Below are 24,644 nucleotides of genomic sequence, written 5' to 3'. Positions count from 1 at the left end.
TACTCTATGATTAAGTAATTATTAATGAATAGTAAACAAAAAAGCCCCTGCAATTGCGGGGGCTTTTAAAATTATAAGTATATATAATCTTGATTAGTTGGCCCAATCAAAGATTGTTACATCTACAGTTGCAGTTGCATCATAAACTTCTGCAGGATCAGCATCTGCACCTTCAATTTGTACATTGGCCAATGGACCAGCATCGCTCATCAATACAGAAGTATCATACCCTGTTAAGGAAAGTCCTGTAATGGTTGCTCCAGATTCTTTTTTGAACTGAAGAGCTGTACCACCAACCGTGGAAACAGCGGTCAAGTTAACCAAACTTGGGTTTTCGTTAGCGCCATCGGCCTCAACAACAGTGGAGAAGCCAGAAGTGTGCAATACGTAAGCATTGGTCAACGTACCGTTCCATCCTTCTGTCCAGTCAATGGCATCATCCTCATTGTTTTCCAAATAGAAGTTGGAAGCAGAAACGGTTCCACCAAAGAACTCAACACCGTCGTCTGTTCCATTTTTGATGGCAACATTATCGATTGTGGTTCCAGAACCTACTGCATAAAGTGTAAGGCCGTTATACTGAGATTCGGTGCTAATCTGTGCACCGGCATAGTTAATGATCAAGTATTCGATGCTACCTGAATTGTCATCATCTTCAGTACCACCATAAAGAATACCTCCAACTTCAGCTTCGGCATCCACACCTTCGGTAGTAGTAGCTTTACCGGCAATTACCAAACCACCCCAGTCACCAGGAGTTGTGTTGGATGAGGTCATAACAACAGGATTAGCAGCAGTACCCTGTACATTGATTGTACCTCCTTTTTGAACCACGATGTATGTTTTGGTTTCGTCACCATTTTCAACATCGGCAATAATAGTTGTTCCAGCAGGGATGTTCAAAGTAGCTCCATCTTCGACACTGAAAGATTGGTTCAAGTAGTAAGTTACATCGGCATCCAATGTAAGTGTAGAGTTAAGAGAACCTGTCAACGTAGCAGATTGTGCTTCAGCATTTCCTGTAGCCCAAGTAAATGTATTGATGTCAACAGAGGCAACGGCAGCATAAGTTTCTGCTGGGCTGGCATCGGCGCCTTCAATTTGAACATTGGCCAATGGACCAGCGTCGCTCATCAATACTGATGTATCATATCCATCTAGAGAAAGTCCTGTAATGGTTGCTCCGGATTCTTTTTTGAACTGAAGAGCTGTACCACCAACTGTGGAAACAGCGGTCAAGTTAACCAAGCTTGGGTTGCCATTGGCACCATCTGCTTCAACAACAGTAGAGAAACCAGCTGTGTGCAATACGTAAGCATTGGTTAATGTACCGTTCCATCCTTCTGTCCAGTCGATAGCGTCATCTTCGTTGTTTTCCAAGTAGAAGTTGGAAGCGGAAACAGTTCCTCCGAAGAACTCAACACCATCATCGGTACCGTTCAAGATAGCTACGTTATCGATTGTAGTAGCAGAACCTACAGCGTAAAGGGTAAGACCGTTATACTGAGATTCAGTGCTGATCTGCGCCCCGGCATAGTTAATAATCAAGTATTCAATGCTGCCAGAGTTGTCCGCATCGTTTGTTCCACCGTAGATGATACCACCTACTTCGGCTTCGGCATCCACACCTTCGGTAGTAGTTGCATCACCAGCAATTACCAATCCACCCCAGTCACCTGGCTCTTCGTTGGAAGAAGTCATAACAACAGGGTCGGTAGCGGTACCTTGAATATCAATCATACCGCCTTTTTGCACTACTATGTATGTTTTAGTTTCAGTGCCTTCCTCAACATCGGCAACAATTCTTGTTCCAGCAGGAATAGTCAAAGTAGCACCGGATTCTACGCTAAAGCTTCCTTCCAAAAAGTAGTCTACAGCTGGATCTAAAGTTAAATCAGAAGTTAGAGAACCTGTCAATTTGCTTTCTTCTATCACAAGTGCAGAATTTACCCATCCAAACATTTCTACGTCAACTGTGGCATCACCAACGTAAGATAGGTTGGGATTGGCATCTGCTCCTTCAATTTGAACGTTAGCCAATGGACCAGCGTCGCTCATCAATACAGATGTATCGTATCCGTTCAAAGAAAGTCCTGTAATGGTTGCTCCAGATTCTTTTTTAAACTGGAGGGCTGTACCTCCAACGGAAGAAACAGCGGTCAAATTAACCAAACTTGGGTTTTTGTTCTCTCCATCTGCTTCAACAACAGTAGAGAATCCAGAAGTGTGAACTACATAAGCGTTTGTCAATGTACCGTTCCATCCTTCAGTCCAATCAATAGCGTCGTCTTCGTTGTTTTCCAAATAGAAGTTGGAGGCGGAAACAGTTCCACCGAAAAACTCAACGCCATCATCGGTACCATTAAGTACAGCAACGTTGCTTATTGTGGTACCTGAACCAACTGCGTAAAGAGTAAGACCATTGTACTGAGATTCTGTACTGATCTGTGCGCCGGCATAGTTGATGATCAAGTAATCGATACTACCAGAATTGTCGGCATCGTCAGTACCTCCATAGATGATACCGCCTACTTCAGCTTCGGCATCCACGCCTTCGGTAGTGGTTGCGTTACCAGCAAGAATTAAACCACCCCAATCACCTGGCTCTTCGTTTGCAGAAGTAAGGATAACAGGGTTGGCCTCGGTACCTTGAACATCAATCATACCTCCTTTTTGTACAACGATGTAAGTTTTGGTTTCGGTACCATCTTCAACCTCGGCTGTAATTGTTGTTCCAGCAGGGATGGTCAAAGTAGCTCCGGACTCCACGCTAAAAGAACCTTGTAGAACATAGGTCTCAGCTGGGTCTAGGGTCATATCCTCGGATATTGAACCTGTAAGCGTTGTAGCTGGATTTTCACATGGCTCGCAAGAACCACCACAGTCTACACCTGTTTCATCCCCGTTTTGGATATTGTCATCACAGGTAGGCGTGGTTGGATTATCCCCGCCATTATCATCACCACTACAACTGGTAAAAACCAGTGCCATTGTGGCTAGCGATAACATTGAAAGTTTCAAAATTTTCGTTTTCATAAAAGAAATGGATTTAGATTAATTATTAGACTATTGTATTGATTAGCGTTAAAAAGTATATTTAAGTCCAAGGCTAAATGTTCTGCCCAAAGTATAAGAGCGAACTACATCGGTAATAGTCTCTCTTTGTGGGGCGCCTGGTCCCAAACGTACTTCTCTGTCATCTGAAAATGCTTCCAATTCCGCTCTACTTTCAGAAGTCAAGTAGTTTATGGACTGTTCTATTTTTGGATTTAACAAGTTTTGTCCGGATAACGATACTTGAAAGTTTTGTCCAAACTGCTTACTGATTTTTGAGTTCAACACCACGAATCCTTTTTCCAAAATGGCATCATTATAACGGGTATCCCAATCTTCTTGAGCTCTTGCAAATCCCATGGCAAAAATCTTGTCCGAAGCATAGCTTGCTGATACGTTGGCTACCCAATTGTTGGAGGTTTCCAAGTTTAAACTACTGTTCATGATCCAATCGGAAGCACCTTGTAGGGGGGCATTTTTATTGGTTCCGTATCTAAAAGTTTCTATAATTGCACCTTCTTCCGTGGTTCTTTCGATAAGGTCTTGCTCGTGCCACATTCTACTGGCGTTTAGTACCAAACTTAGTGTTGGTCCTAATGGGTTGCCGTTCTCATCGTTCATTTCAGGAGTGATGATATCTATTTTGGATTCTATCTCGATACCATAGATAGTGGCTTCTTCCCCTGTGTTTCTAAAGGTGAACAAGGCACCATCGGAACCACGTGCACGTACTTTGTTGATGGGGTCTTCTATGCTTTTATAAAACAAGGAAGCAGAAACCAGCTGACCCCTAGTTGGAAAGAACTCCCATTTAAGGTCAAAGTTGTTGGCGAACGAAGCTTCCAATGCATTATCTCCAACAGTACCAAAAACTTGTTGCCCTGTGGGGGAAATGTATCGAAAAGGAGCAATTTCCTTAAACTCTGGAAGTGTGATGCTGCGGCTGGCAGCAAAACGAAGGGCATGTTCTTCGTTAAGTGCATATTTTATGTTCAAACTAGGATAAACGTTGGTATAATCCCTTGAAACGGAACCAACTTCACCGCCAGGTGCATTGGCCACATCATAGTTTACTACGATTTCATCTTGTTGTGCCCTAAGTCCGGCGTTAAAGTTCCAGTTTCCAAAGCCAACGTTAAAAAGAGCAAACCCTGCAATGGATTCATACTCACCGGTATATTCATCCTTTACTTCTCCAGCTTCGTTGGACTGGAAAGCGATGATTTCCAAAATATTGTTATTGAAGTTGGCATCTGTAAAAATCTGATCAAGATCATCCAATGAAGTGGAGCTTGGTCTATTGTCATCTACGTTGGAAACTCCATAAAAAGTAGATTCAAAATCTCTTGTCTTTTTTCTATAGTTCGCCCCAAGGTCAATGTAAAATTTTTTATTTTCTTCATCAATGATTTTCAGCCTATCTTTTAAGAGACCGTTGTACTCTTCATCATCAATTGTCTGGGAAAGTTTTCTTGATTCAAAGGCACTGTTTTCGTAGAGAAAAGCATTTACGGGGTCTGAGGTAAAGTTGATGATGTTACGAATCCTGTTCGGCTCATCGGCGTTAAGTTTGTTATAACTAACGGCCCAGTCCAATACATTTTTTTCTCCAAACTTGTGGTTACCGATTAATTGGGTAACAAACAAACGGGTCTGCTTGGTGTTTTGATCTCTTAAAAAATCAGAAAAATCTCCAATGGTCTCTTCCTGAATGTTACCAAAACCGTTTCTACCTCCTTCTGACACTACATCATTTAATGTATTTACAAAAAGCGTTACAGATTTTATTATGTTTTTTTCATCTTGGTAGGTAAGGTCCAACATGGCATTGTTTACATGCTCTGTTTCCCACTGTTGAAAATCTGTAATGGAATCTGTAACCGTTACCTGATCATAAATCAAAAATTCGCCAGGGCTGTAATATTTATGATTTTTGGAGTTGGACAATGTACCGAACACTTTGAACTTGTTGTCAAAAAAGGATTTTCCACCACTAATGTTGACGCCCATATTGGCTGGCGTTTCAACGGTACTGGCGTCCCATGATTGGTTGGTGATTTGATCTCTGATATCGATATCGGTATCGTAAAATCCGAGAGAGGTATCTTCGTAGTTTGCTGTTACCTTAAAACCTTGCCCGTCCGATCCATCGCCAATAGCATTGGTGTTGGCTCCAATGGAAACACCCACTTCCAATTCACTGGTTCCGGACAATTCCCTTGAGGCAATATTTATATTACCGGAAGCTTGGTCGGCAGAAGTGGTAGCAGAATAGGTTTTGCTAATACTCACGTTTTGGATTACCCTAGTTGGGAACAAGCCAAGGTCTATGTTTTTTTTCTCGATGTCATCGGATGGAATAGGAAGACCATTAAAGGTAGTGGTCAAATATCTATCTCCAAGACCACGAACAAATACATCTCCAGAAGCTTCACTTTCAGTAACACCGGAGATTTTAGTAGCGGCAGATTTTACATCGGAGATTCCTAAATTTCCTAATTCTACAGCGCCGATACTTTCCTTTATTTCAATTGCTCTTTTTTGATCTAATAGTAAGGCAGTCTCGGAATCTTTCCTGGCTACAGTGGTAACTACTACTTCATCTAGTGCCATTCCCTGTCCAGCACTCATTGGAACATCTACGCTAGTAACTTTTCCAGCTTCTACTGTTACATTTGGAATTTCTACGGTTTCATAACCTAAATAACTATATACTAAAATGTAAGTGCCCGGGGCAATCCCGGAAATTTCATAAAGGCCATCAAAATCGGAAGTAGTTCCAATAGTGGTCCCCTTAATTACCACATTGGCAAAAGCAAGTGGCTCATTGTTGTACTCTTGGTCGGTTAGTTTACCGACAATGCTACCCGTGGATTGCTGGGCGCTGCTCAGTGATGTTGCCAACAAGGCAAAAATCAGTAAAAAATATTTCATTATCAGGTATATATTTGGCGCAAAGAACGCTACAGGTTGTAAAAGCCGTGTTAGTTGTATGTTAAGTGTTTATTTCAGTTTTGTTACAATAAGGTTACTAGATTAAATCAACGTTAAGCGTTTATCCCGTAAGTGTATTATCTTTACATTTGGGCGTTTAACACAGAAATACCATCCCATGAAAAACAAGGACATTAAAATTCTATTGGTAGACGATGAACCTGATATTCTGGAAATTATAAGCTATAACCTTTCTGCCGAAGGGTACGAAGTATTCACTGCCAAAAACGGAGTGGAAGGAGTTGCGAAGGCCAAGAAGAAAAGCCCTCATCTTATTATTATGGATGTTATGATGCCGGAAATGGATGGTATTGAGGCATGCGAAGTAATCCGAAACACACCGGGGTTGGATCATACTATAATCACTTTCTTGACGGCGCGAGGAGAAGATTATTCCCAAGTGGCCGGTTTTGATGCAGGGGCAGACGATTATATCACCAAGCCCATAAAACCAAAAGTATTGGTTAGCAAAGTGAAGGCCTTGTTGCGAAGGTTGAAAGATGACAAGAAGGAAGTGGAAGATATCGTCAAAGTCGGAGAGATTATCATCAATAGGGAAGAGTACAAAATTGTGAACGATGGTGAAGAAATGGTCCTTCCAAGAAAGGAATTTGAACTCCTTTCACTTTTAACATCCAAGCCAAACAAAGTTTTTAAGCGAGAAGTGATCTTGGATAAAGTCTGGGGCAACGAAGTGGTCGTTGGTGGCCGAACCATAGATGTCCATATTAGAAAACTACGCGAAAAAATCGGCGACCACCACTTTAAAACCGTTAAAGGTGTGGGGTATAAGTTTGTACTCTAATGGCCATAAAACTAAAGAAATCATACAAATTTGCACTTCGATCTTCTTTGGTTATCACCATTTTGATCACTCTGGTATTTATAGGATTTCATATGGATGTTGACCACATAGATTGGTCGCACACCCTACTTTTTGCCTTGATAAGTTTTGGTATTTGTTTTGCCATCATTCAAATCCGTGTAGAACGCTTCATTTATAGGCGAATCAAAAGAATTTATGATGATGTCTCCCTTTTGGAGTCATCTTCCTTCTCCTCAAAACCTGTAACCACCGATATGCGCACCTTGGTACAGGAAATTGAAAAATTTGCCGAAGGAAAGAAAATAGAGATAGATACTCTTAAAATCCGTGAAGAATACCGAAAGGATTTTCTGGGCAACGTTTCCCACGAGCTAAAAACACCGCTATTTACGGTCCAAGGTTATATTTTGACCTTACTCGATGGTGCCATGAAGGATAAAAAGCTGCGAAAAAAATATCTGCAACGTGCTAACAAGGGTGTAGAAAGGCTCATATATATTGTAAAGGATCTTGATCTTATCACCAAACTGGAGGCGGGTGAACTGAAATTGGAGAGAGAGGATTTTGATATCATCGAGCTTATACAGAACACCTTTGACCTATTGGAAATGAAAGCGGCCAGAAAGGAAATCTCACTCACCTTTGATATGGAATACCCAAGCCCTGTCTACGTGAACGGGGACAAGGAAAAAATACAACAGGTAATAAGCAACCTTTTGGTGAACTCTATTAAATATGGGCTGCCCAAAGGAACCACAGAGGTAAGTGTAGAAAACTTAATTAAAAATAAGGTGATCGTTCGGGTAACAGATAATGGAGGGGGTATCCCCAAACAGCATATACCAAGATTGTTCGAGCGTTTTTATCGAGTGGACCAAAGTGGCAGTCGGGCCGAGGGAGGATCCGGTCTTGGACTTTCCATTGTGAAGCACATTGTGGAAGGCCACGGCGAAAAAATTTATGTGGAGAGCGAGGTCGATGTAGGTTCCGAATTCTCATTTACATTGGAAAAAGCTAAGGCTCCGGTATCCGTAGCAGAGAAAACTTCAAACAAGGAAGAATAGTCAGTGGTCGATTCAAACTGAGCCAAACCCGAGAATTCTTCGATTCTGGATAAATCTTTCACAGTAAAATCCTCTTGACTGGAAAAAGGGACAAGTCCTTGTTTTTGCATTCGTTTCGCCAAATATTCTTGTTCATATTGCCCTGGAGTAGGAATAAAAAATGCCCTTTTTTCCAATTTAGCTAGATCCATAACCGTGGTGTATCCCGATCTACATAGCACTCTATCACTCTGGTTTATGGCATTTTCCAGTTCGGCGGATTTCATAAAATTGTAGTGCCGTATTTTTCCTCTTGGGGTTTGAATCTCTTCCACAACCTGTTCGTCCTCTATTTTACCTTTTACAAAGAGAATATTGCCTTCAAATTGCTGTAATTCACTCAGTAGTTTCTCCTCCAGCATTGTTCGTTGTGGTTCCGGACCGGACAGTAAAACCATCAAGTCATTGGTGATGGCAAGTTGTTTTTTTTCAAACCGGCTCAAAGGACCCAAATACACAATCTTCAATTTGGATTTTTTTAAGTGACCCAATTTTCCGGTCAAGTTAGGTTTGTCCTTTACATCGGGTACCCAGCAAGCATCAAATTTTTTAATGATTTTTTGATGTGCTTTAGAACTCATCCAAGTCGTGTTACCGGAAAGTACATTGAGTTGATGCGTAATAAATACACAAGTCACTTTTTTATAGTAGGCACCCAATCGGTTATCGGAGATAATTCCGTCCAAACCATGTTCCTTCACCAATCTTTTCACCGCTTTTTTCTCCTTTGCCATGGCCTTCAGTACCTTTGGTGAGTCCCAGATCATTTTTATTTTGAAGTTCTTCCCCTTTTCTGCGTAAGAAATCTTGTAAGAGGGGAGTTCAAATGCCGGGATATGGGGGAACTCTTTCTTCAACAGTGATAGTGCAACGCCGTCCGATGCGATATAGGGTTGATGACCGTGCCGCAATAATTCATGAATAATAGGGATACACCTAGTAGCATGTCCCAGTCCCCAATTCAATGGAGCTACCAGAATACGTTTGGAAGAATTCATATCCACAAAAAAACAAAATGCGAATTGCTTTTAGATTTCCTTAGTTTTGCCAAATCATTAATTTTTTGCTCAATCAAATACCAAAGTGGGAAGTAAAAACAAATTAAAAAGGTTCAAGGAGAACGAAACATTTACCAATGTAATCCAGCCTTCACGGGAAGATGTTATGGCCGGATTCGAGTACAAAGGCAAATGGGCTTCTTTCTTTGGCAACAATAACCCGATTGTATTGGAGTTGGGCTGTGGTAAGGGAGAATATACCGTTGGGCTTGCACAAATAAATCCGGACAAGAACCATATCGGAATAGATATAAAAGGGGCACGTTTTTGGAGAGGGGCAAAAACCGCTTTGGAAGAAAATATGGACAATGTTGCCTTTTTGCGCTCCCAAATAGAATTGGTAGATCATCTATTTGCAGAGGGGGAGGTCAGCGAAATCTGGATTACTTTTCCTGATCCTCAGATCAAATACAAAAGAACCAAACATAGAATGACGAACCCTGAGTTTCTGGAGCGCTATAAAAAGATTCTTGTTCCCGGGGGATTGATCAACTTAAAGACCGATAGCGAGTATATGCACGGCTATACATTGGGACTTTTACAAGGTTTGGGACACGAAATTGTGTATTCGAATCATGATGTTTATAAGAATGAGGGAGCCCCTCAAGAAGTTCTTGGAATTCAGACTTTCTACGAAAATCAGTATCTTGAAAAAGGAAAATCAATTACCTATATCCAATTTAGGATCAACTAACCAATGACCCACGTACTCATACTCTTTTTTGCCACATTTTCGGCGGCCTTTATGGCCACCGTACCACCGGGCTTGCTCAATATGAATGCGGCCAAGGTTAGTGTGGAAAAAGGGAAGCTGAACGGAATTATTTTTAGCTTGGGTGTTTCCAGTACCATAATGGTACAGGCATACATTGCGGTTTACATTTCCAAGTTTTTGTACCGTAATCCAGAGGTAATCGATGTTCTATTTAAGATTGCGGTCGCTGTTTTTGCCTTTTTTGCCGTCTATTTTTTTATTATGGCCAAGCGCAACAAAACTCAGTCGCAGGCCATCAAAGAGGTCAATCTGAGCAAAAAGAACAGTTTTTTTAAAGGGGTTTTGTTGGCAGCTCTCAATTTATTGACCATTCCATACTATAGTGGATTAAATGCCATGTGGAACGAGGCTGGGTGGATTAAATTCGAGGCCAAGGACATCACCACCTTTGTTGTGGCTGCCGGAGTAGGGACATTTTCTGTTTTATACCTCTACACTTTTTATTTTGATAAAATGGAGACCAAGACCAATCGCTTTTCCAAAAATTCAAATTATATACTGAGTGCTTTGATGCTTTTACTCCTGATCATTACCCTGATTCGAATAATGTACCGCTAACATGGAAGAGAAAAACTTCTTTGATAAAGTCTACGAAGTGGCCAAGGAGATTCCTTATGGCAGGGTTACCTCATATGGTGCCATTGCCAAATATTTGGGGGCGGCAAGAAGTGCCCGAATGGTGGGTTGGGCCATGAACAACTCTTTGGCAAAGGACGTTCCTGCACATCGCGTGGTGAACCGAGTAGGTGTATTAACCGGCAAGCATCATTTTGATGGAAGCAACATTATGCAACAGCTTCTTGAAAATGAAGGCATCCCGGTAAAAGACAATCAAATCGTCGATTTTCGAAAATATTTTTGGGATCCTGCGCAAGAACTTTGAATCAATATCCTGGAGGATGCAATTCATCAAAAGAGGTATTGTCCTGAAACGCCTTGGCCAACAGTAGAATACTTTCCTCATCGTACAAATTGCCAACAAATGTCATACTCGTAGGATGGTTTTTGTCATCCAATCCCGTAGGAATTGCGATCACGGGATGCCCCGTAAGGTTGGTGGCCAAAAGTTGGTCGTTTCCGAACGTAGGCGAAATCAAAACATCGTAATCCTTCATCAGATCCTGCATTTTTTGGATGAGTACCTGCCGTTGTCTATTGGCCTGGATATACTCTACCGCTGGAATAAATCTACTTTGCCTTAGGGAGTTGGCACGCGAACGCTGATCCTGTTCTACCATGATATCCACACCTCCCGAACGTACCAGCTCATCAAAAAAAGCACCCGCTTCTGCCCTCAAAATAATATCAAACCCACGATAGGGAACTGCTTCGGGCATCTCTACTGCTGTGGGTTCAATACCCATTTCTTTTAGGGATTTAAGGGCATTTCTAAGATTGTCCCCAGATTCCGTAGTGTCTTTTTCAATATCTTTTTTCAAATAGGCAACCCGTAAGTTTTTGTAGTCTTTTTTCCAATCCACCCCAAAAGGAAGGTCAACCGTGGTGAGGTCGTTTTCATCCTTTCCCTGAATGGCTTCAAAAACAATGGCACAGTCCTCCGCGTTTCGTCCCAATGGGCCGACTTTGTCCATGGACCAGCTCAAGCTCATCACTCCATGTCTGCTTACTCTTCCGTAAGTGGGCCTAAGGCCGGTTACGCCATTTCGCGTACTGGGAGAAGTAATCGAACCCAATGTTTCCGTTCCCAGAGCAAAAGGCACAAGTCCTGCCGACGTTGCCGAACCTGATCCCGCAGATGAACCACTGGCGCCTTGGGTAGTATCCCATGGGTTTTTGGTCTTTCCATCGAACCATACATCACCTCGGGCCAATGCTCCGGACACCAATTTGGCCACTAAAATCGCACCCGCATCCTCCAGTTTTTTAACAACGGTCGCCGTTTCGTTGATGATTTGGTCCTTGTAGGGAGCAGCTCCCCAAGTGGTGGGATAACCTGGAACCGCCATCAAATCTTTGGTGCCATAGGGTATACCGTGCAGGATTCCCCGGTATTTCCCATTTTTGATTTCTTCGTCGGCTCGCTTGGCCTGCTCCAATGCCAAGCTATCAGTGATGGAGATGCTGCATTGCAACGTAGGCTGATATTTTTTGAGTCGTGCCAAGAAAAATTTCGTGAGTTCCGTGGACGTAATTTTCTGGTTTTTTATAAGTGATGCCAATTGAGGAATCGTATAAAAAGCCAATAAATCATAAGGTTTGGGTACTTCAACATTGTCCGGAATCTTCCACTCGGTTCCATTTTGTTGCTCAGGGATTGTAAACCCGAATGGGGTAGGGTCAAAACGGATAGCGGGGAAAACATCATTCCCTATTGGGTATTTGCGCAGGGAATCAAAACCACTACGGTTTCGCTTTAAATAGGGATAGAGCGTATCAATATCTTTGTTGGCAAAATGAAGGCCAATCAATTTTTCCGACTTTTTTACATCTCTTTTTGTGAAAGAATTTTTGTTGGTGGAACATGAGAGCCACATCAACGAAATAAGCAATAGAAAAAATTGGGGGATTCTGGTTTTTGGTAGCATGTTGGTCGGTTATTTCAAATAGCAGCTTCTAAGCTACATTTTTTCAAAAAAACGAACACAATAATCCAGCTCTTTTGTGCCTATCGGACATGCTTTATTCGATTCCTCATAATTCAAGTTCTGATTTTTTTGAAATTCTACAGCACAACTTCTTAATCTAACGTCAACACCGTATCTTTGTAGTTTAGAACCAGTTCAAACAGTTGGTTTAAAAAATTGATCCATGAAGTTGAAAAAAACAGATATTCTTAAGGCACTGGAAAAAATCTCCGCACCCGGTGAAGGCCAAAACTTGGTCGAGAGCGGTGCAGTGACCAATGTTCAGGTTTTCGGTGATGAGGTTGAAGTGGATGTGACCATCAAAAATCCAAGTCTTCAGGCAAAGAAGAAGACCGAAGTGGAAATTTTGAAATGCATCCACAGAGAGGTATACGAGAAAGCAAAAATAAAGGTCAATCTTAAGGTTGATGCTCCGGCACAGCCCAAGGTCAATCAAATCAAGGGAAATCCAATTCCCGGAATTCAAAATATCATTGCAGTCGCTTCCGGTAAAGGAGGTGTGGGAAAATCCACGGTAACCGCCAATATCGCCGTCACCTTGGCCAAAATGGGCTTTAAAGTGGGATTGTTGGATACCGATATCTACGGGCCCTCCATGCCCATCATGTTCGATGTGGCCACGGAAAAACCTTTGTCCATCAACGTAGATGGCAAGGCCAAGATGAAGCCCATCGAAAATTATGGTGTAAAACTACTTTCCATAGGATTCTTTACCCAGCCCAATCAGGCCGTAATTTGGAGAGGACCTATGGCGGCAAAGGCATTGAACCAAATGATCTTTGATGCGCATTGGGGAGAATTGGACTTTTTGTTGTTGGATTTGCCACCGGGAACAGGGGATATCCACCTGAGCATCATGCAATCCCTGCCCGTAACCGGTGCCGTAGTGGTGAGCACCCCACAGGAAATTGCACTGGCCGATGCCAGAAAGGGAGTGGCCATGTTCCAGCAAGAAGCTATTAGTGTGCCCGTATTGGGAATCGTGGAGAATATGGCGTATTTTACACCTGCGGAACTGCCCGATCACAAATACCATATTTTTGGTGAGAACGGAGCAAAAAATCTGTCCGAGGATTTGGGAGTCCCATTTTTGGGAGAGATTCCTTTGGTACAGAGCATCAGGGAGGCGGGCGATATAGGAAGACCAGCTGCTTTGCAAACGGCTACCCCTACCGAAGAGGCCTTTGAAGAGCTTACCAAAAATGTAGTCCAGGAATTGGTGAGGAGGAACACAGACCTTCCACCGACCGAGGCAATAAAAATAACAACCATGGCAGGTTGTTCCGCTGTTAAAAAGAAATGAGCATGACAACAATGACATCAGAAGAGACAAGGAGCAATGTGGAAAAGGCGTTGGAAGAAATACGTCCATTTTTGCAAAGTGATGGAGGCGACATTACGTTGATTTCCATCGAGGACAATACCGTAAAGGTGCGTTTGGAAGGTAACTGTATCGGTTGCAGTGTAAACCAAATGACATTGAAAAGCGGTGTGGAAATGACCATTAAAAAATATGCACCTCAAATCGAAGAGGTCATCAATATCTCCTAATTGATAAAAATCATGAATCTTTTTTTGTGCATGCAGTAAGTTGCAGGCCAAAACCTCTAGTATATGATCAAAACAGATATTCTGATAATAGGAGCGGGACCTACGGGTCTCTTTGCTGTTTTTGAAGCAGGCCTGTTGCAACTCAAATGTCATTTAATCGATGCATTGCCACAGGCAGGTGGTCAATGTTCTGAAATATATCCAAAGAAACCCATTTACGATATTCCTGGGTTCCCAGAGGTGTTGGCCGGAGACCTGGTGGATAACCTTATGGAACAGATCAAACCGTTCCAGCCCGGTTTTACGTTGGGCGAACGTGCCGAGACCATTGAAAAGTTGGACGATGGGTCGTTTATCGTTACCACGAACAAAGGAACCAAACATCATGCTCCCGTAGTTGCCATTGCAGGTGGTTTGGGAAGTTTTGAGCCTAGGAAGCCTTTGTTGGAAAATCTGGAAAAGTACGAGGACAACGGTGTGGCGTACATAATCAAGGAACCTGAAGTCTACCGAGATAAAAAAGTGTTGATTGCAGGTGGTGGCGATTCCGCTTTGGACTGGTCCATCTTTTTGGCCGATGTTGCCAAGGAAGTGACCTTGGTACACCGTAGGAACGAATTTAGGGGTGCTTTGGATTCCGTTGAGAAGGTGCAACAACTCAAAAATGAGGGAAAAATCAATTTGATCACACCCGCAGAGGTGGTTGCGCTAAAAGGTGAAAATCGGTTGGAGAAAGTGACTGTTAAGGATACTTCTACTTCCGAAGAAACCGATGTGGAGGTTGATGACTTTATTCCATTGTTCGGATTGTCGCCTAAACTGGGCCCGATTTCGAATTGGGGACTCGAAATAGAGAAAAATGCCATCAAGGTGGACAATACCTACGATTACCAGACCAATATTCCAGGAATTTACGCCATAGGCGATGTGAACACCTACCCAGGCAAGCTAAAATTGATTCTTTGCGGGTTCCATGAAGCCACGCTGATGTGTCAAAGTGCCTATCAAAAGATACATCCCGATAAAAAATACGTAATGAAATATACGACCGTAGGCGGCGTTACAGGATTTGACGGAAGTAAAAAAGAAGCACCGAAAGCCGTTGTTAAGGCAATCGATTAATTTTTAAGTAAAAATGTTCCCTTGAGGGGACTTTAGGGGAGTCCCTAGACTGATTATGAGTGACATTAAAATAAAAATAACCGACCGCGAAGGTGTTTCGCACGAAGTGGATGCACCAACAGATATGAACATGAACTTGATGGAAGTGGTACGTTCCTACGAACTTGCTCCAGAAGGAACCATTGGAATTTGTGGTGGAATGGCGATGTGCGCCTCTTGCCAGTGCTATGTGCAATCAGACCATCAGCTTCCTGAAAAGTCGGATGATGAGGAAGCTATGCTGTCCGAGGCGTTTAATGTGAAGGACAATAGCCGTTTGGGCTGCCAAATCCATATTACCGAAGATTTGGATGGTTTGGAAGTGGAATTGGCTCCGGAAGAAGCTTAAATCCTGGCCTGGTAGGTAAACAGGTTAAAATATCTTCCTTCGGAAGCAATCAGTTGTTCGTGAGTACCCTGTTCCAAAATGTGGCCGTTTTCAATGACTAGAATCTGGTCCGCTTTGCGGATGGTGCTCAATCGGTGCGCAATTACAAAAGTGGTCCTGCCTTTGGTGAGCTCTCCCAAACTTTTTTGGATAAGTGCTTCGGATTCAGTGTCCAAACTGGAGGTGGCCTCGTCCAAGATCAAGATTTTTGGGTCAGCTAAAATGGCTCGTGCAATGGCAATCCGTTGACGCTGACCTCCAGAGAGCTTAACACCTCGTTCCCCGATCAAGGTGTCCAAGCCTTTATCAAAACGGTCCGTGAACTCATCCACATAAGCCGCCTTTACCGCTTCCAATAACTTTTCTTCGCTGGCATTGGGTCTTGGGAACAGAATATTTTCCCTGATAGTGCCCTCAAACAAAAAGTCATCTTGAAGCACAACCCCAAGATGCCTTCGGAAGCTTTTTAGATTCACCTTGGACAGATCCTGGCCATCTATCGTGATGGTTCCCGAATCAGGATTTAGAAAACTGGCCGCCAAGCCTGCAATGGTGGATTTTCCAGAACCGGAACTGCCCACTAGGGCCACAACTTGCCCCGGGGCCACATTAAAACTGATTTGGTGCAACACTTCCTTGTCTTCTTCATAGGAGAAACTAACATCCGAAAATGACATCCGCCCCACAATTCCATCCAATTCAATCGTACGGTTTTCCTCATCGGATTCCTCTTCAAGGTTCATCAATTCTTCGGTGCGGTCCAGACCTGCCAAAGCTTCGGTCAATTGACTTCCCACGCTGCTCATTTGCACAATGGGCGCGATCATAAGTCCCAATAGCACCGTAAACTGAACAAATTCACCTAAAGTAAGGGTGTCATTAATTATCTTATAACCACCAAAACCCATAACGCTGGTGGTTGCCACGCCCAGCAAAAAGGTGGAGGAGCTCGTCATAAAAGCGGTGGTCGTCAAACTCTTTCTTACATTTTGATAGAGACGTTCCACACCGACTTCAAAAACTTCCTCCTCTTGTTTTTCTGCATTGAAACCTTTGATCACACGTATGCCGCCCAAGGTTTCCGTTAACCGTCCTTTTACCTCGGCGTTTATCTTGCCCCGATTCCTAAAAATAGGTCGGATGATCTTAAAGGCCTTTAGCGCGATAATGGCAAAAATGGTCAGCGGAATGAAAGTAAAAAGCGTCATAAAAACGCTGATTTCCATGAGAAGAATCAAAGAAACAACAGCCGTTATGATACCGCCCACCAATTGCACCAGACCCGTTCCGATGAGGTTTCGGACCCCCTCAACATCCGACATGATTCGGGATACCAAGGCTCCCGATTTGGCATTGTCGAAAAAACGGACGGGCAAAGCCAGTACTTTTTTTTGAACCTGTGCCCTTAGTTCCGAAATGAGATATTGCGCCTGTACGCTCAGAATTTTGGTCAGCAGAAAAGAAGTTACGGCTTGCACCAGTATGGCCAACATAACCCCTGCGACCAGATACTTGAGCATGGTCACGTCTTTTTTTACGATTACATCATCGATTAGATATTTGGATGCTATCGGCGCCACAAAACTTGCCGCTTTGCTGATGGCAATCAAAAGTAGACCAAGAAAAACGAGTTTGCGCTTCGGCCAAATTATGGTCTTGAACGCGGTAAGGATGCTTACTTTTTTATCGGGCATATCAAAATATAGAAAGAGACCGCAAGTTACGGCAAATTAAAAGGATGCCGAACAGATTAGCTTTTGTTCATGAAAAGATTACAAACACTATATTTAAGAGCTACAATACTAAAATAGACATGTTAAAGGCGAACTGGTTCGGTTTTTTGTTCTTGATGTTCTCGTTGTGTGCTGCACAAGAGGAGTATGCTAGGTTATCTGAAATTGTTGTGGACGATGCCCAAATTTTTACCCAAGCACAGCTCGATGGGCTTCGGGACAAACTGTACCGATTTGAATCGGAGACCAGCAATCAACTGGTGGTTTTGACCATTGATAAGCTGAGGGGCGAGACCATTGAGCAATATGCCTTGGAAGTATTCAATGAAAACAGACTGGGCCAAGAGGGTAAGGACAATGGCATTTTGATTTTGTTTTCCAAACTCGATAGAGAGGTACGAATTGAGGTGGGCTATGGATTGGAATCCTATATAACCGATGCTGTTGCTTCTAGAATCATTCGAAATACCATGATTCCAAGGTTCAAGGATGAAGATTACTTTGAAGGGATAGATCTTGCTACAGACCAGATCATTGAATTTTTGAACGACCCTGAAGCTTTGGAAGAGTTCAAAGCAGATATAGATGCTGAAGCCGATATGCCTTGGTGGTTATATATAATTATAGGCTTGTTTTTGATGATGTTCGTTGCAGCTGGAGGATTCGTTTTTTATAAGGGCTATTCCACACTTATTGAAATAATACGAGGCATTTTCATTGGAAAATTAGCTGTGGTACGAGGGGTGTTTATGGGAGTTTTTATGATGTTTCCCTTAATTTTTGGATTGGTTTTTATAGGTATGCCGTTGTTTTTTATGGCCATGTTGTTCGGTTTTGATGATGTATTGAATGCACTTGCTAAAGATTTTACTTGGGTATTATTGGTCATTGCCGCATTTATAGGAGTCACCATACTCTTGGCTATCCTAAGAATCAGGAAGAAAGGAGATAAGGATTTTAAACTGTCGCTTTTTAAATCCGATAAGGCTTACATGAAAAAAACTTTCTCCTCTTCGGGCACCCACTCTTTTGGTTCAAGCTCAAGTTCTGGTAGTAGCTCCAGTAGTTTTTCCGGTGGCGGCGGAAGTTCTGGAGGTGGAGGAGCAAGTGGAAGTTGGTAATTGTTGCCGATTTCCCGTATTTTCACACAAACTAACTAAACCAATCCCGAGATGAGAATTATTGTCCTTGCAGCACTTTTTTTAGTTGTTTCCTGTTCTGAAAAGCCCAAAACGGAGGTGGAACAATGGGAAGCACAAGCTGAAAACATTACCATAATCCGAGACGATTTTGGGGTGCCCCATATTTATGGAAAAACGGATGCCGATGCTGTTTTTGGGTTGCTCTACGCCCAATGTGAGGATGATTTTAACCGTGTGGAACAAAACTACATCTGGGCCACGGGACGTTTGGCCGAAGTGGAAGGCGAGAATGCCTTGTACAGCGATCTTCGTGCAAAGCTTTTTATGACGGAAGAGGAGGCCAAGGCCAACTACGAGAATAGCCCTGAGTGGTTAAAGGAACTTTGTGATGCCTTTGCGGATGGAATCAATTATTACTTGCATACCCATCCCGAAGTAGAACCCAAATTATTGGCCCGTTTTGAACCTTGGATGCCCATGTATTTTAGTGAGGGTTCCATCGGCGGCGATATTGAGCGCATATCTACTAGAAAAATCAAAAGTTTTTACGAAAGTGGAATGGAATTGCCCGAAATGGAAGCGCTTCAACTCAAAAAAGAGGAGGAAATGGCAGAGCCACAAGGTTCCAATGGAATTGCCATTTCTGGAGACTTGACAGAATCTGGCAATGCGATGCTTTTGATCAATCCACATACGTCATTTTACTTTAGGGGCGAAGTGCACGTCGTAAGCGAGGAAGGGTTGAATGCATACGGCGCTGTTACCTGGGGGCAGTTTTTTGTGTACCAAGGATTCAATGAGAAAACGGGGTGGATGCATACATCCACTTATACCGATGTGATGGATGAGTTCAAGGAAACCATCATAAAAAATGATGGGAAACTATTTTATCAATATGGTGAGGAACTACGACCAGTGGATTCCAGTTCGGTTACCTTAAAATATAAGGATGGGGAAAGTATGAAGGAGAAAACATTCCCAATGTACCGCACCCATCACGGACCGATTACCCATCAAGTGGATGACCAATGGACGGCTTCTGCCATGATGTGGGAACCGGTGAAGGCCTTGGAACAATCCTATATCCGCACCAAGCAAGATGGTTATGATGGTTTTCGAAAAATGATGGATATCCGGACAAATTCGTCCAATAATACCGTTTATGCTGATGCCGAAGGGAACATTGCGTATTTCCACGGCAATTTTGTGCCAAAACGCGATACCATTTTTGATTATGCCCAACCTATGGATGGTAGCAATCCCCAAACGGATTGGCAAGGATTGCATACTGTGGATGAAAATATTTTGGTATTAAATCCAGAAAACGGTTGGATTCAAAACTGTAACTCCACTCCCTACACTTCTGCACTGGAGTTCAGCCCAAAACGTGAGGATTACCCCAATTATATGTCCAGGGACCAAGAAAACTTTAGGGGCATTCATGCCATAAAACTTTTGACCGGCCGTAGCGGATATACCTTGGATGGACTTATCGAACTGGCCCATGACCCTTATTTGCCCGCTTTTGAGGCGTTGATTCCTGGGTTGGTAAAAGCCTACAATGAGAATGCAAAAGCATACCCGGAACTGCAAGAACCGATTGAAGTACTCAGGGAATGGGATTTTACCACATCAAAAGAATCCATTGCCATGACTTTGGCGCATTACTACGGTACACTTTGTTATTCTAAGGCAGAAAGGCCCGAAGGCATGTATTCCATGCAATGGGTAGAATATTGGGGCGGTGATTGGCCCGATGCTCAAAAATTGGATATGTTTCAGGAAACGTTGACCAAACTTCAAAATGATTTCGGAACTTGGAAAAAGCCTTGGGGAGAGGTTAACCGTTATCAGCGTTTGAATGGAGACATCCGTCAACCTTTTGATGACGACAAACCCAGTATTCCCATTGGTTTTGCCAGTGGTACATGGGGAGCCTTGGCAGCATATGGCGCCCGTTACGACAACAATACCAAAAAAATCTACGGTACAAGAGGGAACAGTTTTGTTGCGGTCGTAGAGTTTGGAGATAAGGTAAAAGCGAAAACCATATTGGCAGGAGGTCAGAGTGGAGACCCAGATTCACCTCATTTTGATGATCAGGCCCAACGCTACGCCGACAAGGATTTTAAAGATGCTGCCTACTATAAGGAAGATGTGCTAAAACGTGCGGAAGCAACCTACTCGCCAGGAGAGAAATATTAAAGGAAAAATTTAGTTGTTCTTTATAATTCCGCTGTCCTCTTCCTTAACAATAATGAGGCTGGCTTTGGAACCTGTGGATAGGTTCCAGCGGTTGTTGTGGATAACAATACCTTTATCGTCCGTTACTACTACTTGAGCGGTATTTGGCCCGGAAGAACCTTGGTTGAGGGCTTCAAATTCAATTCGATTGAAACCTTCCACGAGGTCTAGGTTGATTCCTCTATAAGAACCTGAAAGCAGTAAATTGTATTCTACTACTTCACCATTTACGTATATTTTGATACGGTCCCCATCCACATACTCGTGATCCCTAGCAACGATACCGACAAATTTTGCCGTGGTTTTGAAATCACCCAGATATTGGTCGCCAAAATGCTCATTCGCACCTTTTTCACGTTTTTCGACAACCTTGGGGTCTATGACCATATCGTGACCTGCTTGAAGAAGTTCTCTGTCGGGCAACATTTTAACACCGGGCTTTTCGTTTTTGGAGGAAAGGCTTTCATCGAGTACCGAAGGCATTCGAAGCAAAGTACCCTGATTGCTTGCTTTTATATCAAGATTATTTTTCTCGCCAATCTTTAAAGGTCGCGTAGTGGGCAAGTCGCCCTGCCCGAACATGGGCAGTGCAAAAAGAATTGCTCCCAAAACGATATAAATCTTCTTTTTCATGGCTAGATGGGTAATTATCCAAATAATAAAGTTAGCAAATACCTTGCCATCAACATTATAAATTGACGTTAAATCGTTAACCTACATATTTTTCTTTTTTGCTTTAAGTCCAAAGAGCGGATGCAGTATCGGAATCCGTAAAATAATCAAATCATAGATCAACCAACTGATTCCAAATGTGCCCACGACCAGAACGAGTGCTTTTGGGAAAAGGCCCCAACTCAAATCCATCAAATAATAGGCGATGGCAACGGTGACGGTCTGGTGCAAAATATAAAATGGGTAAACTGCTCTATTGGAGTAGGCCAATCCCTTGCTTGGCTTGTTGAGGTATTCTGAGGCGTAGGCAAACAATACCAATATCCATGACCAGATATTCACTACTTTTAAAAATGCTTCGGTAAAATGGACAACGTAGCCATCTTCCAAAAACAGCCATATAAAAGCTTGGGAAGCAAATCCTATTATCCCCAGAATTATAGCCTTGGATTTTACTTTTGTCAGTGCTTGCCAAAAAACATCTCCTGTTGCTATCAAAATGAAGCCATAAAAGAACAGGATGATGCTGAATATAAAATTGAACCAATCATCGACCAAGGCATGAGTGACCGGGAAAAAGGGTTCCACCAGTGATTCTACAAAGTAGAGCGGCATCACAAAGGCATAGATTCCCCAGGTTTTTTGAATCAATCGTTTGACCCATCCAATAAAAAGGGTTTGGCGCCTTCTCAAATAGACGAACAACGGGGCCAAGATCCAAGAAAAGACCAAGAGGTAGGGTAAAAACCACAGGTGGTGCCAGCTAAGATTGCCTTCCGGGTAGACGCCATCAAAAGCTATGGTGGTAAAATATTCCCAGTACGAGCCCGAGAAGGTTCCTTCTGCCAAACGCTCAAAATATACCTGTGGCGGAACAATGAGAATCATCCCGACAATCAATGGAATTCCCAAACGAAGGAAACGTTCCCACATGAATTTTCCCATACTTCTTTTGCCCAGGGCGTAGTAGGTCCCCATTCCAGATATCACAAAAAGTATAGGCAGTCGCCATTGGTTGAGGAACATCATGGGCCAACGGAGCCAGTCGTATATTTCGTTGTTTTTTACATGCCATCCCCAAGGAACAAAAAACATTCCTACGTGGTAAAATATGAGCAATGTAAACACAATTACACGTAGCCAATCCAAATCGTAACGCCTAATGGTATCATTCATTTTTTAAAATTTTTCCCAAAGGTGAAAAAGAAGGGGGATCAGCTTATGTTTTTTGGTTGGGGAAACGTCCTGAATTGCAATTGTGGAGAAATTACTCCTTGTTTTGCTTCATAAATGAAGATGGAGACTGACCGGTATGTTTTTTAAAGGCATTGTAAAATGCCGATTTGGACCTAAACCCGACCGATTCGCCAATGGCTTCAACAGTGAGTTGTTTGAACTCATCATCCAGCAACCTTTTTTGCGCCAACACAATTCTTTTTTGGTTGATGTAGTCGTTGAAATTGGTGCCGGTTTCAGAATTTATGAGCTTGGAAACGGTATTGCTATTGGTACCCAATTGTTCGGCCACTTTTTTTAGGTTGATGTCCGGCTTGATGAATTCGTTGGAACCTGATACGGATTCGTCCAGCGTTTTAAAATCAATGGAATTTGCCGAGAGGGTTTCATATTTGTCCGCAATCCATGAATTTTCGAAAAAGCGTGATTCGGAAAGGACAAAAAATGAGGTGATGAATATGGTGATGGTCTGTACCATGCCAATGATATGATCTCCACCATCATCATCATAGTTGAGATAAATTAAAAGAAGGGTGATCATGAGCAATAGAAATATGACCACAGTGTTCCTTGAAAAGATGTATTTGTCCACTTTTACATTCTTGGGAGCTTTCCAACCTTTTTTTCGGTTTTTGAGCACCAATTTTAGTGATAGGAAAAAGTAAAGTGCAAAATTGAACAGCACCAACCATCTAAACTTGTCTTTTATTAAATGATAAGAGTAGTCCATGGTCTGTGGTACATCCAAAAATTCCATATTCCGGTAATATGCCCCTAGATACGCATTGATTTTTACCTCAATAGGACTTGTATAATAATTGAACTGGGAAATGGCGTATAGCACTGGAAGCACAAAATGGGGCCAGTGTTTTTTAAAAGTAAAGTGTTCCCGTTCCAATAAGGTGTACAAAAAAAAGTACATCGTGGGCATGATCAGCAGCACCAGAAACTCAGTGGAATCGTTAAAATGGATAACGTATTTGATGAGCCCGGTATAGCATAGATAAACATCCAAAAAGACCAAACACTGTATTAAAAGTGACCATCCGAGGAGATTGATGGCAGATTTTCGCTTGCCCCTCAAAAAAATGACAAATGCCAGAAAAAAACCTTGGACGATGCCCAATAGCATAATATGGGACGAGAGGTCGTGCCGAATAGGGATTTGGTCCAGAATGTATTGTACCTTATCCATTTTTACGCCTTCTGGTAATCTGTTAATTTTTGTGGGCCTTCCAAAAGGACCCTTACAATTTGCAGCGTTCCATCGGGTTTGGTGTCAATGTACCATTTGATCAGGGATATTTTGCCGTCCACGATTTCGATGCCCGTAATACTTCTTGGGTGAACACAGCTACCATCGTTAAAAAAGGGAATTTGACCCGGCTCTGGAAATCGGGGTCTATGCGTATGTCCTGCTAAAGTGACCAGCAAGTCTTTTTTGAGTATCCAACGTTTGATCCGCTTTTCGATACGGATAAGTTCCTTATAGTTTTTGGCCGGACTGGTGGGGTCCGCTATGCCCACTACCTGTAGGGGTTTCCATAAGATACGCACTAAGAACCTACCAATTCGCCAGCACACATAATTCCACCAATCGGCCTGATGGCCGTGAACACAAAAAAGTTCCTGACCCGTTTTGGTATGTTTTAAAATAAGTGCTTCATGATAGGTGATTCCTTCAAAAAGTTCTTTATCGGACCCATCGATGGGTTCAAAATAATGCGAAAGATGTTTGTTGACGTAATCCGGGTCTCGGTATACCATGTCGTGGTTGCCCCAGAGCATATGGAGCCGCTTTTCCAAATGAAACCTTCGCAAAAGTTGATATACGTTTTTATGCGCCTCAAAAATAGCATCAAAACTAATGTTCTCCCATAGCTCATCGCCATCACCAAGTTCTATATAGTGGAAACCTTCCCTATAATAATGGTTGAGGGCATGAAAATAAATATTACGGTTGTTCGCAAAATCGTCGGCAAAACTGTTGTCTCCACGATGGCAATCACTAAAGAAGATGAATTTTGAATCCTCGTTGAACGGAATCGTGATGGCGTTCCGATATGCTCTGTCTAAACGGGTTGAGGAGGACATGAAAAAG

At 42.6% G+C, this 24,644-nt stretch carries 20 protein-coding genes; 11 read left to right on the top strand and 9 right to left on the bottom strand.

What is annotated here, in order from left to right; genetic code table 11:
• Window positions 1-93: 93 nt before the first annotated feature.
• Entirely contained in the window at window positions 94-3,036 is a 2,943-nt protein-coding gene (locus J0656_RS00240) for a beta strand repeat-containing protein (protein WP_207030653.1), read from the bottom strand.
• 48 nt (window positions 3,037-3,084) lie between these two features.
• Window positions 3,085-5,988, bottom strand: coding sequence for a TonB-dependent receptor (locus tag J0656_RS00235; protein WP_207030652.1), 2,904 nt, complete (start codon window positions 5,986-5,988; stop codon window positions 3,085-3,087).
• A gap of 178 nt (window positions 5,989-6,166) precedes the next feature.
• Between J0656_RS00235 and J0656_RS00230 the strand changes: the two genes are divergently transcribed.
• Window positions 6,167-6,853, top strand: a complete 687-nt coding sequence (locus J0656_RS00230; RefSeq protein ID WP_176619308.1) for a response regulator transcription factor — start codon at window positions 6,167-6,169, stop codon at window positions 6,851-6,853.
• Entirely contained in the window at window positions 6,853-7,938 is a 1,086-nt protein-coding gene (locus J0656_RS00225) for a sensor histidine kinase (protein WP_207030651.1), read from the top strand. Before J0656_RS00230 ends, J0656_RS00225 begins: the two co-directional genes overlap by 1 nt.
• Here the strand turns inward: J0656_RS00225 and J0656_RS00220 are convergent.
• Window positions 7,833-8,975, bottom strand: a complete 1,143-nt coding sequence (locus J0656_RS00220) for a glycosyltransferase (RefSeq protein ID WP_207030650.1) — start codon at window positions 8,973-8,975, stop codon at window positions 7,833-7,835. The two genes, J0656_RS00225 and J0656_RS00220, sit on opposite strands and share 106 nt — an antisense overlap.
• Window positions 8,976-9,060: 85 nt before the next feature.
• Here J0656_RS00220 and trmB point away from each other — a divergent pair, with 85 nt between their 5' ends.
• The 3 genes from trmB to J0656_RS00205 are packed head-to-tail and all read left to right on the top strand — an operon-like array spanning window position 9,061 to window position 10,693.
• Complete coding sequence (gene trmB / locus J0656_RS00215; protein ID WP_207030649.1) at window positions 9,061-9,729, top strand: tRNA (guanosine(46)-N7)-methyltransferase TrmB; 669 nt, start codon at window positions 9,061-9,063, stop codon at window positions 9,727-9,729.
• A 3-nt stretch (window positions 9,730-9,732) separates the two neighbouring features.
• Window positions 9,733-10,368 (top strand): LysE family transporter, encoded by a 636-nt coding sequence (locus J0656_RS00210; protein WP_207030648.1) that lies wholly within the window; start codon window positions 9,733-9,735, stop codon window positions 10,366-10,368.
• Between the two features lies 1 nt (window position 10,369).
• Window positions 10,370-10,693, top strand: coding sequence for an MGMT family protein (locus J0656_RS00205; RefSeq protein ID WP_207030647.1), 324 nt, complete (start codon window positions 10,370-10,372; stop codon window positions 10,691-10,693).
• Between the two features lies 1 nt (window position 10,694).
• On the opposite strand, the gene J0656_RS00200 is transcribed toward J0656_RS00205, so the two are convergent.
• Window positions 10,695-12,356 (bottom strand): amidase, encoded by a 1,662-nt coding sequence (locus J0656_RS00200; protein ID WP_207030646.1) that lies wholly within the window; start codon window positions 12,354-12,356, stop codon window positions 10,695-10,697.
• A 223-nt stretch (window positions 12,357-12,579) separates the two neighbouring features.
• On the opposite strand from J0656_RS00200, the gene J0656_RS00195 reads away from it, so the two are divergent.
• From J0656_RS00195 to J0656_RS00180, 4 genes are all read left to right on the top strand, one after another.
• Window positions 12,580-13,719, top strand: coding sequence for an Mrp/NBP35 family ATP-binding protein (locus tag J0656_RS00195; protein WP_207030645.1), 1,140 nt, complete (start codon window positions 12,580-12,582; stop codon window positions 13,717-13,719).
• Window positions 13,720-13,730: 11 nt separating this feature from the next.
• The gene (locus J0656_RS00190; protein WP_108246045.1) at window positions 13,731-13,967 is read left to right on the top strand and encodes a NifU family protein; all 237 of its coding nucleotides are present in this window, start codon (window positions 13,731-13,733) and stop codon (window positions 13,965-13,967) included.
• Window positions 13,968-14,030: 63 nt separating this feature from the next.
• Window positions 14,031-15,089, top strand: coding sequence for an NAD(P)/FAD-dependent oxidoreductase (locus J0656_RS00185; RefSeq protein ID WP_207030644.1), 1,059 nt, complete (start codon window positions 14,031-14,033; stop codon window positions 15,087-15,089).
• Between the two features lie 55 nt (window positions 15,090-15,144).
• Window positions 15,145-15,477, top strand: coding sequence for a 2Fe-2S iron-sulfur cluster-binding family protein (locus J0656_RS00180; RefSeq protein WP_207030643.1), 333 nt, complete (start codon window positions 15,145-15,147; stop codon window positions 15,475-15,477).
• Here J0656_RS00180 and J0656_RS00175 read toward each other — a convergent pair.
• A complete protein-coding gene (locus tag J0656_RS00175; protein WP_207030642.1) occupies window positions 15,474-17,210 on the bottom strand; it encodes an ABC transporter ATP-binding protein in 1,737 nt (578 codons plus the stop codon). The genes J0656_RS00180 and J0656_RS00175 overlap by 4 nt on opposite strands.
• A 44-nt stretch (window positions 17,211-17,254) precedes the next feature.
• Here J0656_RS00175 and J0656_RS00170 point away from each other — a divergent pair, with 44 nt between their 5' ends.
• Together J0656_RS00170 and J0656_RS00165 are read left to right on the top strand one after the other, a co-directional pair.
• Complete coding sequence (locus J0656_RS00170; protein ID WP_237688806.1) at window positions 17,255-18,370, top strand: TPM domain-containing protein; 1,116 nt, start codon at window positions 17,255-17,257, stop codon at window positions 18,368-18,370.
• 51 nt (window positions 18,371-18,421) lie between these two features.
• The gene (locus J0656_RS00165) at window positions 18,422-20,596 is read left to right on the top strand and encodes an acylase (RefSeq protein WP_207030641.1); all 2,175 of its coding nucleotides are present in this window, start codon (window positions 18,422-18,424) and stop codon (window positions 20,594-20,596) included.
• A gap of 9 nt (window positions 20,597-20,605) precedes the next feature.
• On the opposite strand, the gene J0656_RS00160 is transcribed toward J0656_RS00165, so the two are convergent.
• From J0656_RS00160 to J0656_RS00145, 4 genes are all read right to left on the bottom strand, one after another.
• Window positions 20,606-21,268, bottom strand: a complete 663-nt coding sequence (locus J0656_RS00160; protein WP_207030640.1) for a hypothetical protein — start codon at window positions 21,266-21,268, stop codon at window positions 20,606-20,608.
• Between the two features lie 81 nt (window positions 21,269-21,349).
• Window positions 21,350-22,483 (bottom strand): acyltransferase family protein, encoded by a 1,134-nt coding sequence (locus tag J0656_RS00155; protein ID WP_207030639.1) that lies wholly within the window; start codon window positions 22,481-22,483, stop codon window positions 21,350-21,352.
• A 91-nt stretch (window positions 22,484-22,574) separates the two neighbouring features.
• Window positions 22,575-23,738, bottom strand: a complete 1,164-nt coding sequence (locus tag J0656_RS00150; protein WP_207030638.1) for a helix-turn-helix domain-containing protein — start codon at window positions 23,736-23,738, stop codon at window positions 22,575-22,577.
• Between the two features lie 2 nt (window positions 23,739-23,740).
• Window positions 23,741-24,637: a metallophosphoesterase gene (locus J0656_RS00145; RefSeq protein WP_207030637.1), complete on the bottom strand. Its 897-nt coding sequence runs from the start codon at window positions 24,635-24,637 to the stop codon at window positions 23,741-23,743.
• Window positions 24,638-24,644 lie beyond the last annotated feature (7 nt).

The organism is Flagellimonas aurea, from assembly GCF_017313785.1.
GTDB classification, from domain to species: Bacteria; Bacteroidota; Bacteroidia; order Flavobacteriales; family Flavobacteriaceae; genus Flagellimonas; species Flagellimonas aurea.
This window is presented reverse-complemented; position numbering and strand designations above follow the sequence as displayed.